Origin of the sequence: Burkholderia sp. AU30280 (genome assembly GCF_020420125.1) — a bacterium.
In the GTDB taxonomy this organism is placed as follows: Bacteria; Pseudomonadota; Gammaproteobacteria; order Burkholderiales; family Burkholderiaceae; genus Burkholderia.
Genome location: NZ_JAIZRY010000002.1, coordinates 457,760 through 472,848 on the forward strand (window position 1 = coordinate 457,760; position 15,089 = coordinate 472,848).

Here is a 15,089-nt window from a genome sequence, read left to right on the forward strand (position 1 = left end):
GCTCCGGTCACGCACGGCCGGCCTGCCCGGCCGCCCACTCAGGCCGCTGCCCGAGCGTGTCGAACAGCCGGACGATCTCCGCCTTCACCTTCTGCACCGCGTTGCTGACGAGCGCCGTATCGTGCCAGCACAGCGACAGGTCGCGCGCGAACAGCCGGTGCGCGACCGTCGACAGCTTGAGCTTACGCTCCTCGATCTCGATGTGTGCAGCCGTCCACGGCAGGATCGTCACGCCGAGCTGCGCCATCACGGCCGCGAACAGCAGCCCGGTCGAGCTTGCCTCGAAGCTGATTTCGTACGACAGCCCGGCCTCGCGCATCGCCCAGTCGACGCGGTTGCGGATCGTATTCGGCGCGCTCGGCAGCACGAGCGGCATCTGCGCGATCGCGTCGAGCGGCACGGGATCGTCCGGCACCTGGAACCCGGGCCACGTGATCAGGTACAGCGTTTCCGTCAGCAGCCGGTGGATCGCGATGCCGCGCGTGTCGACCGCGTCGACGACGATCGCGAGATCGAGCCGCGCGCGTTCGAGCAGCGTGTCGAGATCGGCGCTCGGCGCCTCGATCAGTTCCAGCATGATGCCCGGGTAGCGGTCGCGCACGGCGCGGGCGAGTGGAATGGCCAGCACGCGCGCGGTGCTCGACGGCATGCCGACCGTCACGCGGCCCTGCGGCGTGTCGGCATCGCGGCGCAGCAGCTCGCGCGTGCCGTCGGCCTGGCGCAGCAGTTCGAGCGCGTGCTGATACAGCGTGCGGCCGGCGGCGGTCGGCGCGACGCCGCGCACGCTGCGTTCGAGCAGCTGCATCCCGAGATCCTGTTCGAGATTGCGCATCTGCTGGCTGACCGCCGGCTGCGCGACATGCAGCGCCTCGCTCGCATGCGTGACGTTGCCGCATTCGACGACCTTCACGAAATAGCGCAACTGCCTCAAGTCCATCGCCGCCCCTCCCGATTCGAGTCATAAGCGAATCCGATCGAGCAAGATGAATATCATATTTTTCCGCGATCGATGGTGTTTCTATACTCGTCTCACACAAGAGCCAGCGTGCCGGCCATTCCGGACCGGACGCGGCAAAAGCGCCGGTCCCGCCGGCAAGGAGACGAAGATGTTCAAGGCGATCGACGCGCCGGCGGCCGGCGCGAAGCCGCGGCGCACGCCGCTCACGCGCGAGCAGGTCAAGGGCTTCTGGGCCGTGTATGCGGGCTGGGTGCTCGACGGCGTGGATTCGGTGATCTATGCGCTGGTGCTGATTCCCGCGCTGACCGAGCTGCTGCCGGCGTCCGGCATCGCGGCGACGCCCGCGAATCTCGGGATGTACGGCTCGATCCTGTTCGCGCTGTTCCTGATCGGCTGGGGGCTGTCGTTCATCTGGGGGCCGCTCGCCGACCGCTTCGGCCGCGTCCGCACGCTCGCCGCGAGCATCCTGATCTACTCGGTGTTCACCGGCGCGGCCGCGTTCGTGCACGACGTGTGGGCGCTGGCCGCGTGCCGGCTGATCGCCGGGATCGGCGTCGGCGGCGAATGGGCGCTCGCGGGCACCTACGTCGCCGAGAGCTGGCCGGAGGACCGCCGCAAGATGGGCGCCGGCTATCTGCAGACGGGCTACTACTTCGGCTTCTTCATCGCGGCGTGCCTGAACTACACGATCGGCGCGACCTACGGCTGGCGTGCGATGTTCCTGTGCGGCCTCGCGCCGGCGCTGCTCGCGGTGTTCACCGTGATGCGGGTGAAGGAGCCCGGCCAGTGGCGCCGGCATGACGCACGCGACGGCGACGTGGCCGACGCACGGCGCGCACATCCGCTGCGCGAGATCTTCGCGCCGGCCTTCCTGCGCCGCACGCTGACGAGCGCGAGCCTCGTCGGCGTCGCGATCGTCGGGCTGTGGGCCGGCTCCGTCTACGAGGCGAGCGCGGTCAGCACGCTGGCGGCGCGTGCGGGCATCGATCACATCGGTGCAATGCGGCTCGCATCGATCGGCGCGGCGATCCTGTCGTGCGCGACGATCGCCGGCTGCCTGGTGGCGCCGTGGCTGTCCGAACGGCTCGGCCGGCGCACGGCGCTCGGCGTGTATTTCGCGGGCATGGCCGCATCGATCGTGTTCGCGTTCGGCTGGGCGTTCTACCAGCCGAACGGGCTTGCGGCGTTCATGGTGTCGCTCGTGTTCCTCGGCTTCTTCGGCGGCAATTTCGCGATCTTCTCGCTATGGCTGCCCGAGCAGTACCCGACGCGCGTGCGTGCCACCGCGTTCGCATTCAACGCGTCGGTCGGCCGCTTCATCGGCGCGGGCGTGAACTTCCTGCTCGGCGCCGCGATTCACGGTTACGGATCGCTCGGCGTGCCGGTCGCATGGACCGCGGCCGTGTTCGGGCTCGGCATCCTGATCCTGCCGTTCGCGGTCGAAACGCGCCACCAGACGCTGCCCGAATGAGCGGCACGCCGCGAACGCCCGGCAACCAGCCACACCCAGTCATCAATATCAGGAGTCCGGAATGCAGGCATTACAAGGAATCAGGGTCGTCGATCTGAGCCGCGCGCTGTCGGGGCCGTTCTGCTCGATGGTGCTCGCCGATCTCGGCGCCGACGTGATCAAGGTCGAATCGGGGCCGCACGGCGACATGAGCCGCGCATGGGGGCCGTTCGATCGCGGCGTGAGCACGTACTACCTGTCCTGCAACCGCAACAAGCGCGGCATCTGCGTGGATTTCCGGCAGCCGGCAGGACTCGACGTCGTGCGGCGGCTGATCGCGCAGGCCGACGTCGTGATCGAGAATTTCAAGGCCGGCACGATGGACGCGATGGGGCTCGGCTATTCGGCGCTGAGTGCGCGCGACCCGCGGCTCGTGATGGGCAGCGTCACCGCGTTCGGCCCGCGCGGTCCGTTGCGCGACTGGCCGGGCTTCGACCAGATCGCGCAGGGCTATGCGGGGTTGATGAGCCTCACCGGTTTTCCCGACGGCGAGCCGACTCGCACGGGCACCGCGATCGGCGATCTCAGCTCGGGGATGTGGGTCGCGACCGGCGTGATGGCCGCGTTGTATGAGCGCGAGCGCACGGGGCGCGGCCAGCATGTCGGCACGTCGCTGCTCGAAAGCCTGGTTTCGCTGCTGAGCGTGCACGGGCAACGCTACCTGAGCCTCGGCGACGTGCCGCGCCGCACCGGCAATGCGCACGCGGTGATCGCGCCGTACGGCGTGTTCGAGACGGCAGACGGGCCGCTCAACCTCGCGCCGATCACGACCGACATGTGGCTGCGGCTGTGCCAGTTGCTGGATCTGCCCGAGCTGCCGAACGATCCGCGCTTCGCGACCAACGACGCGCGCGTCGCGCACCGCGACGAACTGAAAGCGTTGCTCGAAAGCCGGTTGCGCACGCGCGGCAAGCGCGAATGGACGCGGCGTTTCGTCGACGCCGGGCTGCCGGCCGGGCCGATCAACACGCTCGATGAAGTGTTCGACGATCCGCAACTCGCGCATTGCGGGCTGGTCGAGCCGGTTGCGCATCCGACGCTCGGCACGCTGCGCCAGGTCGTCACGCCGCTCGGCGGGATGGGAGACGCCGTGCCGGCGCCGCGCACGCGCCATGCGCCGCCGCTGCTGGGTGAGCATACGATCGACGTGCTGCGCGAAGCGGGCTATGGCGACGACGCGATCGACGCGCTGCTGGCCGAGCGCGCGATCTTCCAGGCGGAAGCAGTGACGGAGGCCGTGCAATGAGCGACACGACGAAACACGACAGCGCGTCGCGCGTGACGGTCGACATGGTCGGCGAGCGGATCGCGCGGGTGCGGTTCGCGAATCCGGTGCGACGGCATGCGCTCGACGCGCCATTGCTCGATGCGCTCGTCGCGCGCCTCGACGCGCTGGCCGGACACAGTCCGCCACCCGTCGTGATCCTGTCGAACGACGGCAGCGGCGACGTGTGGAGCGCGGGGCACGACCTGCGCGAACTGGCCGACGATCGCGATCCGCTCGCGTACGGCAAGCCGCTCGAACGGGCGCTGCGGCGCGTGCGGACCTATCCGGGCGCGGTGATCGCGGCGGTGTCGGGCTCGGCATGGGGCGGGGCGGTCGATCTCGTGATGAGCTGCGACCTGGTGGTCGCGGCGCGCGACGCGCGTTTCGCGATGACGCCCGCGAACATCGGTCTGCCGTATTCGACGAGCGGCCTGCTGCGCTTCTACGACAATCTGCCGATCCACGTGCTGAAGGAGATGTTCTTCTGCGCGCAGCCGCTCGATGCGGAGCGCGCCGCGCATCACGGGCTCGTGAACCGGCTGGTTGACGCGGGTGGGGTCGACGATGCGGCGCTCGACGTCGCACGTACGATTGCCGCGAAGGCGCCGCTCGCGGTGCACGCGGTGAAGGAGCAGTTGCGCGTGCTGCAGGACGCGCGGCCATTGCCGGCCGACGCGTTCGAACGGATTGCCGAGCTGCGCCGGCAAGCGTGCGAAGGCGCGGATTTCGACGAAGGGCTGCGTGCGTTCGCGGAACGCCGCGCCCCGGTGTTTCGCGGCGTCTAGTCGATGGGGTGCACGAGCCGGGCGAACCGGCGGCGAGAAGTGCGCGGACGTGCTCGCGTCGCCGCGCGGGTATCGGAAGCTTGGTTCGCCGCCGCCTTCGCGAGCGCGTCGCCGCGTCTCACATGCCGAGCGCGTGCACGCCGACGAGCAGCAGCGCGCCGATCGCGATCAGCAGCAGCGCGTGAACGCGCGTATACATCACGCACAGCGTCGACGCGACCGCGATCGCGCGCGCGGCCCAGCCGCCGTCGAGCGCCTGCAGTAGCACCCACACCGACGCGAGGATCATGCCGGCCGCGACCGGGCGCAGGCCGGCCTCGAGCGCGATCTGCCAGCGCGCACCCTGGTGCCGCCGCCACAGATGCGCGACGCCGTAGATCAGGAACGCGGTCGGGCCGAACAGCGCGAGCGTCGCGATCACCGCCCCCCAGAAGCCGGCCACCTGCCAGCCGATCAGTGTCGCCAGCAGCGAGCCGGGGCCCGGCGCCATCCGCGCGATCGCGAAATCGTTCACGAATTGCGTGGCGGTCATCCAGTGATGCACGTCGACCACTTGCCGCTGGATGTCGGCGATGATCGCCTGTCCGCCGCCGATCGTCGCGATCGACAGCGGCGCGAACACACCGAACAGCGCGGCGTAGCGTTGCGATGCGCTCATGGCGAGTCGCTCCCGGCCGGCGTCGCGGCCGCGCGGCGATATTCGAGCGCGACGCTCAGCGTGCCGCCGGCCAGCACGGTCCACACGAGCGGCCAGTGCAGTACCGCAACCGATACGAAGGTGAGCGCCATCACTGCGAACGGCAGCGCGCGGCGCGGCAACCTGCGCACGGCGGTGATCGCCATCGAGATCGACAGCCCGATCGCCGCGGCCGCTGCGCCGGCGAGCGCGACATGCGTGAGCGGAAAGCGCGTGAGGGTCGAGAACGCGATGCCGAACAGCACGATCAGCACGGCCGGCGGCGCGATGATGCCGGTGAAGCCGGCCACCGCGCCGCGCCATCCGGCGAGCCGGTAGCCGATCCAGATCGCGAGGTTCTTCACGTTGACGCCCGGCAGCGCCTGCGACAGCGCGAGGCCGTTGAGGAACGCTTCCTCGTCGAGCCAGCGTCGCTCGTACACGAAGTCGCGCATCATCCGCCCGCTGAGCCCGCCGCCGAAGCTGGTCAGGCCGATCTGCGAGAACGCGATGAACAGCGCGAGGACGCCGGGCGGCGGTGCGTCGCCTGCTGGCGGTGCAGGTGAGGTGGCGGCGGAGGGCGGGGGCATCGGGTGGGCGGCGCGTGGCGGTTGGGCGATCGCCCATGTTAGCAAGCGGACCCTGTCAGCACGCTGACATGGGCGCGGCGGCGACGCGATGAAAGGGCGTGGCCGAGTCGACGGGCGCGTTCCGGCACATCCGGCACATCCGGCACATCCGCAAATCCCTCATGGGCGCATCCCGTCGCCGCTACGCGCGCACGACCGTCACCCCTGCCGCCTCGATCGGCTTCGTCAACGCGGCGTCGGTTTCCTTTTCGACCACCACGGTATGCGCCAGCGTGATTTCGCCGATCACGAACTGCGACGCCGCGCGCAGTTTCGACTGCGACGCGAGCACGACCGTCTCGGCCGCGCGTTCGGCCAGCGCGCGCTTGATCGCCGCTTCCTCGAAATCGCCGGTGCTGAGCCCCGCGACCGGATGCACGCCGGTGACGCCCATGAAGTACAGGTCCGCATGGATGCGCGCAATGCCTTCCATCGCCGCCGCGCCGACGGCGACGATCGAATGCTTGTAAAGCCGCCCGCCGATCAGGATCACGTCGATCGACGGATGCGCGGCGAGCGCCACCGCGACACTCGGGCTGTGCGTGACGATGGTCGCGCGCAGGTCGGCCGGCAACTGGCTGACGAGGAGTGCCGAGGTCGTGCCGCCGTCGACGATCGCCACCTGCCCGGGCGCGATCATTTCCGCGGCCCGCCGTGCGATAGGCCGTTTTTCGGCCGGCTCGAGCGCCTCGCGCTGCGCGAACGGCGCAATGGCCGGCGACGCCGGCAGCGCGCCGCCATGCACGCGCTGCAGCAGGCCTTCGGCCGCGAGCTCGCGCAGGTCGCGGCGGACCGTGTCTTCGGACACGCCGAATTGCGCGCTCAGCTCGACCGCCAGCACCTGGCCGTCGCGCGCGAGTGCGTCGAGGATCGCTTTCTTGCGTTGTGTCGTCAGCATCGTGATTGCACGAATTTTCTTGAAGTTGCACGAATATGCACGTTACCATGGGCGCCGTCTTTTGTCGAACCGGAGGCTGGGATGGCTGCAACGCGGGACCGTGTCCGCATCGTCGATACGACGGTGCTGTCCGATGACTGGTATGTGCTGAAGAAGGTGACGTTCGATTTCCTGCGCCGCGACGGAACGTGGCAGCGCCTGAGCCGCGAGACCTACGATCGCGGCAATGGCGCGACGATCCTGCTGCGCAAGGCCGGGACGGGCGATGTGCTGCTGACGCGGCAGTTCCGGATGCCGGCGTTCGTCAGCGGGCACGACGGCATGCTGATCGAGGCCGCTGCCGGCCTGCTCGACGACGCGACGCCCGAAGCGCGCATCCGCGCCGAGGCCGAGGAGGAAACCGGCTTTCGCGTGCGCGGCGTGCGCAAGGTGTTCGAGGCGTTCATGAGCCCGGGTTCGGTGACGGAGAAGCTGCATTTCTTCGTCGGCGAATACGATGCGTCGCTGCGCACCGGCGACGGCGGCGGAGTCGCGGAAGAGGGCGAGGATCTCGAGGTCGTCGAGATGCCGCTGCAGGCGGCGCTGGACGCGGTCGAGCGCGGCGAGATCGTCGATGCGAAGACGATCATGCTGCTCCAGTACGTCGCGCTGCGGGAAACCGCCGGCGTGGGCCCGGCATGACGCCGCTGCTCGTGCTGGTCGCCGGCCCCTATCGCAGCGGCACGGACGGCGACCCCGCGCGTATCGCCGCGAACCTGCGCCGGCTGGAGGAGGCGGCGCTCGCCGTGTATCGTCGCGGGCACGTGCCGATGATCGGCGAGTGGGTGTCGCTGCCGCTCGCCGTCGCGGCCGGGTCGCGACAGGTCGGCGACGCGATCAGCGAGGCGTTCCTGTACCCGGCCGCGCACCGGCTGCTGTGCCGCTGCGACGCGGTGCTGCGTATCGACGGTGCGTCGCGCGGGGCGGACGCGGATGTCGCCCTCGCGCGGCAGCTTGGCAAGGCTGTCTATTTTGCGGTCGACGACATTCCGGTCGCACAGGACGATTCGGATAGCTGAGCAGGCGGGCGGCACCCGGTCGTGGCGCCCCAGGCTGCATCCTGCATCGCCCGGCCGCCTGCATCGCTCGCGGCCGGGCGAGCATCGCGTCGTGCCGTTGCATCGCGCACGCCGCGCTGCACGCGATCCGGCGTATGATCGCGACGCCACCCGCGCACCGCTCGACACTACCGCTGCATCATCATGCCGTTTTCCGATTCCGCTGACTCCACTGCTGCTGCCGCGCAACTGCCCGACGATCTCGTCGCCTCCGCCGTTGCCGCGCTCGCGCGCGCCGACGCGTTGCTCGTGACGGCCGGCGCCGGTATCGGCGTCGATTCCGGGCTACCCGATTTTCGCGGCACGGACGGGTTCTGGCGCGCGTATCCGGCGCTGCACCACGAGCGTTTCGAATTCCACGAGATCGCATCGCCGCACGCGTTCCGTGCGCGCGCGCCGCTCGCGTGGGGCTTCTACGGGCACCGTCTCGCGCTCTACCGCGCGACGGTGCCGCATGAGGGCTTTGCGATCCTGCGCCGCTGGATCGACGCGATGCCGAACGGCGGCTTCGTCCTGACGAGCAACGTCGACGGCCAGTTCCAGAAAGCCGGCTTCGATCCGGCGCGGATCGTCGAGATCCACGGCTCGATCCACGCGATGCAGTGCCTGCGCCCCTGTTCGGACGACACGTGGGACGCGGCGCCGTTCGTGCCGGACGTCGACGAAGCCACCTGCCGCCTCGTCGGCGACATGCCGCGCTGTCCGCACTGCGGCGGCCTCGCGCGGCCGAACATCCTGATGTTCGGCGACACCGGCTGGCTCGGTGCGCGCTACGACGCGCAGGAGCGCGCGCTGGAGGACTGGATCGCGCAAGCCGGGCGGGTCGCGGTGGTCGAGATCGGCGCGGGCACCGCGATCCCGACCGTCCGCCTGCTGAGCGAACGGCTCGGCGCCGACGTGATCCGCATCAACGCGCGCGAAGCACATGCGCGCCGTGCGGACGTGATCAGCTTGAAGGGCAGCGCGCTGGCGACGCTGAGCGCACTCGACGCAGCCTGGCAACGCGCGTGAGCCCGCGGGCGGGCGAGACGACCTGAGCGAGCGGGCATCCCGCCAGCGGTCGCCGTTGCGGGGTCGCGGCGAATCCGCATACAGTTCAGCGTATGCCGCCCGCGCCCGCGCAGTAAGCGTCCGGGATCGGACATCGCCCGGGCAACCGGGGGCCGGCGGCTGACTCCAGCCGCCTCATCGACCGGGAGCGCCCTTGTTCTATTCGATCGTCGCGATCTTCGTCGGCGCCGGGCTCGGCGCGTTGCTGCGCTGGTTCCTGAGCCTCGCGCTCAACGCATTCTTTCCCGCCGTGCCGCTCGGCACGCTTGCCGCGAACCTGATCGGCGGCTACGTGATCGGCATCGCCGCCGTCGTGTTCACGACCCGCGTCGGGCTGCCGCCCGAGTGGCGGCTGTTCGTGATCACGGGCTTTCTCGGCGGCCTCACGACGTTCTCGACCTATTCGGTCGAAGTGATGACGCATGCGGTGCAGGGCGAATTCGGATGGGCGTTTGCGGTGGCTGCCCTACACTTGACTGGATCGTTCGCGCTGACGGCGCTCGGCATGTGGACCGCGCGCGTATGGCTCGCGGCGGCCTGAGCGTGCCGCCATCGGAGGGTGCGATGGACAAGATCTTCCTGCGCTTCTACGTGCACGAGAAGCATCGGCTGCACTGGAAACCGCTGTGGGAATGGCTGCTGGAGGAGGCGAACCGGATGGGCGTCGCGGGCGGTTCCGCGTTTCGCGCGATGGCCGGGTTCGGCCAGCATCGCGTGCTGCACGAGGACCGCTTCTTCGAACTGCAGGGATCGCTCGCGATCGAGATCGAATTCATCGTCACCGAGGACGAGGCGCAGCGCCTGCTCGACCGGCTGTCGCACGAGAAGGTGCGCGTGTGCTACGCGATGATGCCGGCGCGCTTCGGCGTGATCGACACGCTCGGCGCACCGCCGGCGCAAGAGCCGGCGGCGTAGGGGTGCGGCGTCAGATGCCGAATATCGTCAGCGACACGGCGGCGCGCGTGACGATCATCAGCAGCACCTGCACGATCACGAACAGCAGGATCGGCGACAGGTCGATGCCGCCGAGGTTCGGGATGACGCGGCGCAGCGGGTTCAGGAACGGCGCGGTGAGCTGGTAGAGGATCGGCATCGCCGGCGAGCGCGGGTTAAGCCACGACAGCAGCGCCATCAGGATCGTCATCCAGATCACGAGATTGAGCGCCCACTTCACGACGGTGAGCAGCGCGACCACGACGAGCGTCGCGATCACCGACGCCGGGTCGAAGCCGGCCATCACGACCATCAGCACGACATAGACGAGCGCGGTGAGCAGCGCGGCGACGACGCTGGCCCAGTCGATGCCGCGCACGCCCGAGATCACGCGGCGCAGCGGCAGCACGAGCCAGTTGGTCGCCTGCAGCACGGCCTGCGTGACGGGGTTGTACGGTGGCACGCGGACGGCCTGCATCCAGACGCGCAGGATCAGCGCGGCGCCGAACAGCGTGAAGACGGTATTGAGCAGAAAACGGGCGATCTCGCCGAACATCGTTGGCATCCTTTTTATACAGTCGAGTAGCGTGCGGCCGCCAACGCCGGATGGCGGCGCATCGGCCGACACCTTATCACGCCTCGTCTCGCGACGGGGAGGGGGGCGCGGCGGTGCGCGCGAGCGACGTTTCGACGGCTTCGGCGAGCGCCGCCAGCGACGCCGGCGGCGTGGCCCGCTGCGCCGCGAGCGCGACCGCGCGGCGCGTCAGCAGCGCGTACAGCGTCGCGTGATCGCCGCCGCGCGCTTCGAGCAGTGCCAACTGGCGTTCGACGATACCCGTATCGCCGCGCGACACCGGGCCGGAGAGCGCGTTCGCGAGCCCCTTGTCGCGTGCGGTTTCAATCGTGCCGGCCAGCATCGGCAGCAGCGCGCGCAGCGCGGCGTCCTCGTCGAAGCCGAGGCCGCGCCACAGCTCGACCGCTTCCGCCAGCCCGCACAGCGCGAAGCTCGCCGCGTAGTGCGCGGCCGCGTGATAGAGCATCCGGCCGCCGGCCGGAATCGACAGCGGATGGCAGCCGAGTGCGGCAGCAAGTCGCATCAGCGTCGCGTGCAACGCGCCTTCGGCTTCGATCGTGACCGAGCAGCCGTCGATGCGGGTAAGGTCGGCGTCAGCGCCGCCGAACAGATAGAGCGGATGGAAGCCGCCGGTGGCCGCGCCTTGCTGCTTCGCCGGATCGAGCAGTGCGACCGCCGATGCGCCGCTGCAGTGAACGACGGCCTGCCGCGCCGCGCGCGAAGCATCGAAGTGCAGCGCCGCGGCGGTCGACGCGAGATGGTCGTCGGGCACCGTCAGGAAGATCAGGTCCGCGGCGTCGGCGACCTGCTGCGGCGTGTCGACCGCCTGGCAGCCGTCGATGCGCGCGGCGAGCGCCGCGGCGGACGCGGGCGTGCGGCTCGCGATCGCGACGACCGGAAAGCCGGCCCGTGCGAAGCGCTGCGCGACGCAGCGCGCGAGACGGCCGGCGCCGATGAAGCCGAGGCGGGGTGTGTCGGGGAGGGACATGGCAGCGGGCGTAAGCGAAAACGAAGCAAGCGCCAGTATCGCAGGAATGACGGCGGGGCCGCGCAACGGCTGGTTCCGTGCCAGCAAGTGCCTGGCTTACCGGTACGCGGCGCGATATCGAGCGTGTATCGGCGCCGGGCGTCGCGGTCGATTCACGATCCTGGAATCCGACCCCGGAATATGTCGCACCCGTATCCGGCTTGAAATGTCGGCATCTTGTCTCGAATTTGTAATCGTTCATTACGGTTGCGCGCCTGCCGCGCGCGCCGTATCCGGTAAGACTGACCGGCCATGATGTTGCGACCCGACTCGTCGGACGGAATCGCGCGGCCCGCAAGGATCGCCGCAGGCGCTGCAAGCCACGCCGCACGGCGGCGCCGGCCGCGCGCAATTGCAATTTGCAACAAATGCACGACACGTGAGGGGCGGGTTTTCGCTACATTGCTTCCATGCGACGTGCATGCCCGCCGTTGCCGACAGGGGCGCATAAAATACCGCTCCAGCAGGAGAATCGAAGTGAAAAAGCTCATTCCGTTCATCGCCGCCGCCGCGCTGGGCCTGGGTGCCGCAAGCGCTGCGCAAGCTCACGTGTCGATCGGGGTCGGCATCGGTATCCCGGTCGCGCCCGCGTACCCCGTCTATGCACCGCCGCCGCCCGTGTACTACGCGCCGCCGCCTCCGCCGGTCTATTACGCACCGGCGCCGGCCTACTACGCGCCGCCGCCCGCCGTGGTCGTCGGGGGCTACTATGGCCGTCCGTACTGGCGTCATGGTTACGGCGGCTGGGGCCATCACGGCTACTGGCGTCGCTGATTCGCGCCGCGCGGCCAGATCGCGCATGGCAAAACGGCGCAACGTCCCGAATGGGGCGCTGCGCCGTTTTTCTTTTGGGGCCGCCTGACATCGTCGCGCGGCCCATGCAGGCCGGCCTCGATTACACCGCCCGCACGATCAGGTCGCGGTAGCCGCCGACGATCACGCTGTACGAGAAATACGCGAACAGCAGCGCCGACGCGATGTGACACGCGCGCATCAGCCCGGCGCCCGCGCGCTTGCGGCCCTGGCTCGCGAGCGTGCACATGAAGAGCGTCCACGCGAGGCCGCCGAGAAAAAAGCCCGACAGGAACACCGACGCGGTGGCCGGCGTGGTCGCGCCGGCTTTCGCGATCAGCGCGCCGCCGACCGCCGCGAACCACAGGATCGCGCTCGGCGACGACATCGCGAGCAACATTCCGCGCAGGAAACTGCGCCGTGCGCTGGCGCGCGGCTGCGGCGGGTCGTCGGCATCGTCGCCGGTCGCCTTGGCCGGCGTGAGCGCTTCGCGCGCCATCTTCCACGTGAGGAACAGCAGTACCGCACCGCCACCGATCCACACGACCCAGCGCACCGGCTCGAACTGCAGCAGCACGGCCATCCCCGCGAGCGCGAGCGCCGCGTAGACGAGATCGCCGACGCACGAGCCGATGCCGAGCCAGAAGCCGGGCCGGAAGCCGTGCGACAGCGTCAGCGACAGCATCGCGACGTTCACGAGGCCGATGTCGAGACACAGCGACAGCGACAGAAAGAAACCGTCGGACAGCATGGAGGCGGGCGGAAAGGTCATCTGCGTTGTTCTTGTGGCGATTTGTGGCAGTGGCATGCCATGGGCCGGCAGGCGCCGGCCGCATGGCGTCAGAGGCCGATCTCCTGCCAGAGCCGGTCGACGCGCGCTTTCACGGCCGCATCCATCTCGATCGGGCGGCCCCATTCGCGGCTGGTCTCGCCGGGCCACTTGTTGGTCGCGTCGAGCCCCATCTTCGAGCCGAGGCCGGCAACCGGCGACGCGAAGTCGAGATAGTCGATCGGCGTGCTGTCGACCATCACGGTGTCGCGCACGGGGTCGACGCGCGTCGTGATCGCCCAGATCACTTCCTTCCAGTCGCGGATGTTCACGTCCTCGTCGACGACCACGATGAACTTCGTATACATGAACTGCCGCAGGAAGCTCCACACGCCGAACATCACGCGCTTCGCGTGGCCCGCGTAGCTCTTCTTCATCTGGACGATGGCCATCCGGTAGCTGCAGCCTTCGGGCGGCAGGTAGAAGTCGGTGATCTCGGTGAACTGCTTCTGCAGCAGCGGCACGAACACCTCGTTGAGCGCGACGCCGAGCACTGCAGGTTCGTCGGGCGGCTTGCCCGTGTAGGTCGAATGGTAGATCGCGTCGCGCCGCATCGTGATGCGCTCGACGGTGAACACCGGGAACCACTCCTGCTCGTTGTAATAGCCGGTGTGGTCGCCGTACGGGCCTTCGAGCGCATGCTCGTACGCGGCCGAAGCATTGCCGGCCGGGCGCGGCGGTGCGCCGGCCGGAGCGGGGGCGGGCGCGCCTTCCTGCGGATAGATGAAGCCTTCGAGCACGATCTCCGCGCGCGCCGGCACCTGCAGCGTGTCGACGCCGGGCGTCAGGCACTTCGCGAGCTCCGTGCGGCTGCCCCGCAGCAGGCCGGCGAACTGGTACTCGGACAGCGAATCGGGCACGGGCGTCACCGCGCCGAGCGTCGTGGCCGGATCGGCGCCGAGCACGACCGCGACCGGATAAGGCTTGCCGGGGTTTTGCAGCGCGAATTCGCGGAAGTCGAGTGCGCCGCCGCGATGCGCGAGCCAGCGCATGATCAGCTTGTTGCGGCCGATCAGCTGCTGGCGGTAGATCCCGAGGTTCTGCCGCGACTTGTTCGGCCCGCGCGTGACCGTCAGGCCCCACGTGACGAGCGGCCCCGCGTCGCCGGGCCAGCAGGTCTGGATCGGCAGCCTGTTCAGGTCGACGTCGGCGCCTTCCCAGACGATCTCCTGGCACGGCGGCGACGACACCGACTTTGGCGCCATGTCCCACACGGCCTTCGCGAGCGACAGCAGCTTGCCGGCGTCCTTCAGGCTCTTCGGTGGATCGGGTTCCTTCAACGCGGACAGCAGGCGCCCGAGATCGCGCAGCGAATCGAGCGCGGCGTCGTCGCCCGCGTCGACGCCCATCCCGAGCGCGACGCGGCGCGGTGTGCCGAACAGGTTGCCGAGCACCGGGAAGTCGTAGCCGGTCGGAGCATTGAACAGCAGCGCAGGGCCGCCGGCGCGCAGCACGCGGTCGCACAGCTCGGTCATTTCGAGCACGGGCGACACGGGCTGCGTGACGCGCCGCAGTTCGCCGAGCGCCTCGAGGCGCTGGATGAAATCGCGTAAGTCTTTGTATTTCATGAAGAAGGTCCGGGCCACCCGCAAGGCGGGCAGCGATGGGCGGGCGCAGCGGCCGGCTGCGACCCCGAATCGACCGACGATTTTACCCGCGCCGCCGCATGCCCGCCCGGCGGAGAAAAAAGTCGACCGCGCGCAAACCCCTTACGGCACGGGGATTGCGATCTGAAGAGTGCTGGTAAATTACTTTTTGTTATGATTTCAATGTTTTATAGTGTTGACGATCTATAAAACCCTGCTAGAATCCGCTCACATTGGCTGCAGGGTAAAAGGCTTCGAGCCGCCAATCACCGATCTTTGACGCAGCGCGTCACCGTCCGCCGAATCCTGCACGGCGTATTCGACGGCTTTAGTCGTAGTCTCAGCCAGCGCCACCAGACGCTGGTTTTTTGCGTGGGTGCCACCGCGTATGCCCGCCTCGCCCAGTGTGCGAAGGTGCCGGCCCTCTTACACCGTGGCCTCGAACGGTACTTATACCGTTTCCCCGATGCCTGCACGC

General features: G+C 69.1%; 18 protein-coding genes. 10 read left to right on the forward strand and 8 right to left on the reverse strand.

From position 1 onward, the window contains the following. Nucleotides 1-7: 7 nt before the first annotated feature. The gene (locus tag LGN17_RS06150) at nt 8-937 is read right to left on the reverse strand and encodes a LysR substrate-binding domain-containing protein (protein WP_226195557.1); all 930 of its coding nucleotides are present in this window, start codon (nt 935-937) and stop codon (nt 8-10) included. A 169-nt stretch (nt 938-1,106) separates the two neighbouring features. Here LGN17_RS06150 and LGN17_RS06155 point away from each other — a divergent pair, with 169 nt between their 5' ends. The 3 genes from LGN17_RS06155 to scpB all read left to right on the forward strand — a co-directional run bounded on the left by LGN17_RS06155 (nt 1,107) and on the right by scpB (nt 4,520). Continuing rightward, nucleotides 1,107-2,429 (forward strand): MFS transporter, encoded by a 1,323-nt coding sequence (locus LGN17_RS06155; protein WP_226195558.1) that lies wholly within the window; start codon nt 1,107-1,109, stop codon nt 2,427-2,429. 61 nt (nt 2,430-2,490) lie between these two features. Then, complete coding sequence (locus LGN17_RS06160) at nt 2,491-3,714, forward strand: CaiB/BaiF CoA transferase family protein (RefSeq protein ID WP_226195559.1); 1,224 nt, start codon at nt 2,491-2,493, stop codon at nt 3,712-3,714. Next, nucleotides 3,711-4,520: a methylmalonyl-CoA decarboxylase gene (gene scpB / locus LGN17_RS06165; RefSeq protein WP_226195560.1), complete on the forward strand. Its 810-nt coding sequence runs from the start codon at nt 3,711-3,713 to the stop codon at nt 4,518-4,520. The genes LGN17_RS06160 and scpB overlap by 4 nt, the downstream gene beginning before the upstream one ends. Before the next feature lie 118 nt (nt 4,521-4,638). On the opposite strand, the gene LGN17_RS06170 is transcribed toward scpB, so the two are convergent. From LGN17_RS06170 to LGN17_RS06180, 3 genes are all read right to left on the reverse strand, one after another. Then, nucleotides 4,639-5,178, reverse strand: a complete 540-nt coding sequence (locus LGN17_RS06170; RefSeq protein ID WP_226195561.1) for a chromate transporter — start codon at nt 5,176-5,178, stop codon at nt 4,639-4,641. After that, nucleotides 5,175-5,786, reverse strand: coding sequence for a chromate transporter (locus tag LGN17_RS06175; protein ID WP_226195562.1), 612 nt, complete (start codon nt 5,784-5,786; stop codon nt 5,175-5,177). Before LGN17_RS06175 ends, LGN17_RS06170 begins: the two co-directional genes overlap by 4 nt. 181 nt (nt 5,787-5,967) lie before the next feature. After that, nucleotides 5,968-6,723: a DeoR/GlpR family DNA-binding transcription regulator gene (locus LGN17_RS06180; RefSeq protein ID WP_226195563.1), complete on the reverse strand. Its 756-nt coding sequence runs from the start codon at nt 6,721-6,723 to the stop codon at nt 5,968-5,970. An 81-nt stretch (nt 6,724-6,804) separates the two neighbouring features. On the opposite strand from LGN17_RS06180, the gene LGN17_RS06185 reads away from it, so the two are divergent. From LGN17_RS06185 to LGN17_RS06205, 5 genes are all read left to right on the forward strand, one after another. Then, nucleotides 6,805-7,404 (forward strand): NUDIX domain-containing protein, encoded by a 600-nt coding sequence (locus LGN17_RS06185; protein ID WP_175951582.1) that lies wholly within the window; start codon nt 6,805-6,807, stop codon nt 7,402-7,404. After that, nucleotides 7,401-7,781 (forward strand): DUF4406 domain-containing protein, encoded by a 381-nt coding sequence (locus LGN17_RS06190; RefSeq protein WP_226195564.1) that lies wholly within the window; start codon nt 7,401-7,403, stop codon nt 7,779-7,781. Before LGN17_RS06185 ends, LGN17_RS06190 begins: the two co-directional genes overlap by 4 nt. Before the next feature lie 183 nt (nt 7,782-7,964). Further along, nucleotides 7,965-8,831, forward strand: coding sequence for an SIR2 family NAD-dependent protein deacylase (locus LGN17_RS06195; protein WP_226195565.1), 867 nt, complete (start codon nt 7,965-7,967; stop codon nt 8,829-8,831). A 193-nt stretch (nt 8,832-9,024) separates the two neighbouring features. Continuing rightward, the gene (crcB, locus tag LGN17_RS06200; RefSeq protein ID WP_175966961.1) at nt 9,025-9,411 is read left to right on the forward strand and encodes a fluoride efflux transporter CrcB; all 387 of its coding nucleotides are present in this window, start codon (nt 9,025-9,027) and stop codon (nt 9,409-9,411) included. Between the two features lie 23 nt (nt 9,412-9,434). Then, on the forward strand, nt 9,435-9,785 hold the full coding sequence (locus LGN17_RS06205; RefSeq protein ID WP_175951586.1) for a DUF190 domain-containing protein: 351 nt from the start codon (nt 9,435-9,437) through the stop codon (nt 9,783-9,785). Nucleotides 9,786-9,795: 10 nt separating this feature from the next. Here LGN17_RS06205 and LGN17_RS06210 read toward each other — a convergent pair whose 3' ends face one another. Beyond that, nucleotides 9,796-10,359: a YggT family protein gene (locus tag LGN17_RS06210; RefSeq protein ID WP_226195566.1), complete on the reverse strand. Its 564-nt coding sequence runs from the start codon at nt 10,357-10,359 to the stop codon at nt 9,796-9,798. A gap of 76 nt (nt 10,360-10,435) precedes the next feature. After that, a complete protein-coding gene (locus tag LGN17_RS06215) occupies nt 10,436-11,365 on the reverse strand; it encodes a Rossmann-like and DUF2520 domain-containing protein (RefSeq protein ID WP_226195567.1) in 930 nt (309 codons plus the stop codon). A 516-nt stretch (nt 11,366-11,881) separates the two neighbouring features. Here LGN17_RS06215 and LGN17_RS06220 point away from each other — a divergent pair. Then, complete coding sequence (locus LGN17_RS06220; protein WP_006488565.1) at nt 11,882-12,178, forward strand: hypothetical protein; 297 nt, start codon at nt 11,882-11,884, stop codon at nt 12,176-12,178. A gap of 121 nt (nt 12,179-12,299) precedes the next feature. Here the strand turns inward: LGN17_RS06220 and LGN17_RS06225 are convergent, their stop codons facing one another. Continuing rightward, a complete protein-coding gene (locus tag LGN17_RS06225; RefSeq protein WP_226195568.1) occupies nt 12,300-12,968 on the reverse strand; it encodes a LysE family translocator in 669 nt (222 codons plus the stop codon). A 68-nt stretch (nt 12,969-13,036) separates the two neighbouring features. Next, nucleotides 13,037-14,593, reverse strand: coding sequence for a UbiD family decarboxylase (locus LGN17_RS06230; protein WP_175966976.1), 1,557 nt, complete (start codon nt 14,591-14,593; stop codon nt 13,037-13,039). On the opposite strand from LGN17_RS06230, the gene LGN17_RS06235 reads away from it, so the two are divergent. Then, nucleotides 14,565-14,759 carry a hypothetical protein gene (locus LGN17_RS06235; protein WP_226195569.1) on the forward strand — a complete coding sequence of 65 codons (195 nt, stop codon included), beginning with the start codon at nt 14,565-14,567 and terminating at the stop codon, nt 14,757-14,759. The two genes, LGN17_RS06230 and LGN17_RS06235, sit on opposite strands and share 29 nt — an antisense overlap. The last annotated feature ends 330 nt before the right edge of the window (nt 14,760-15,089 follow it).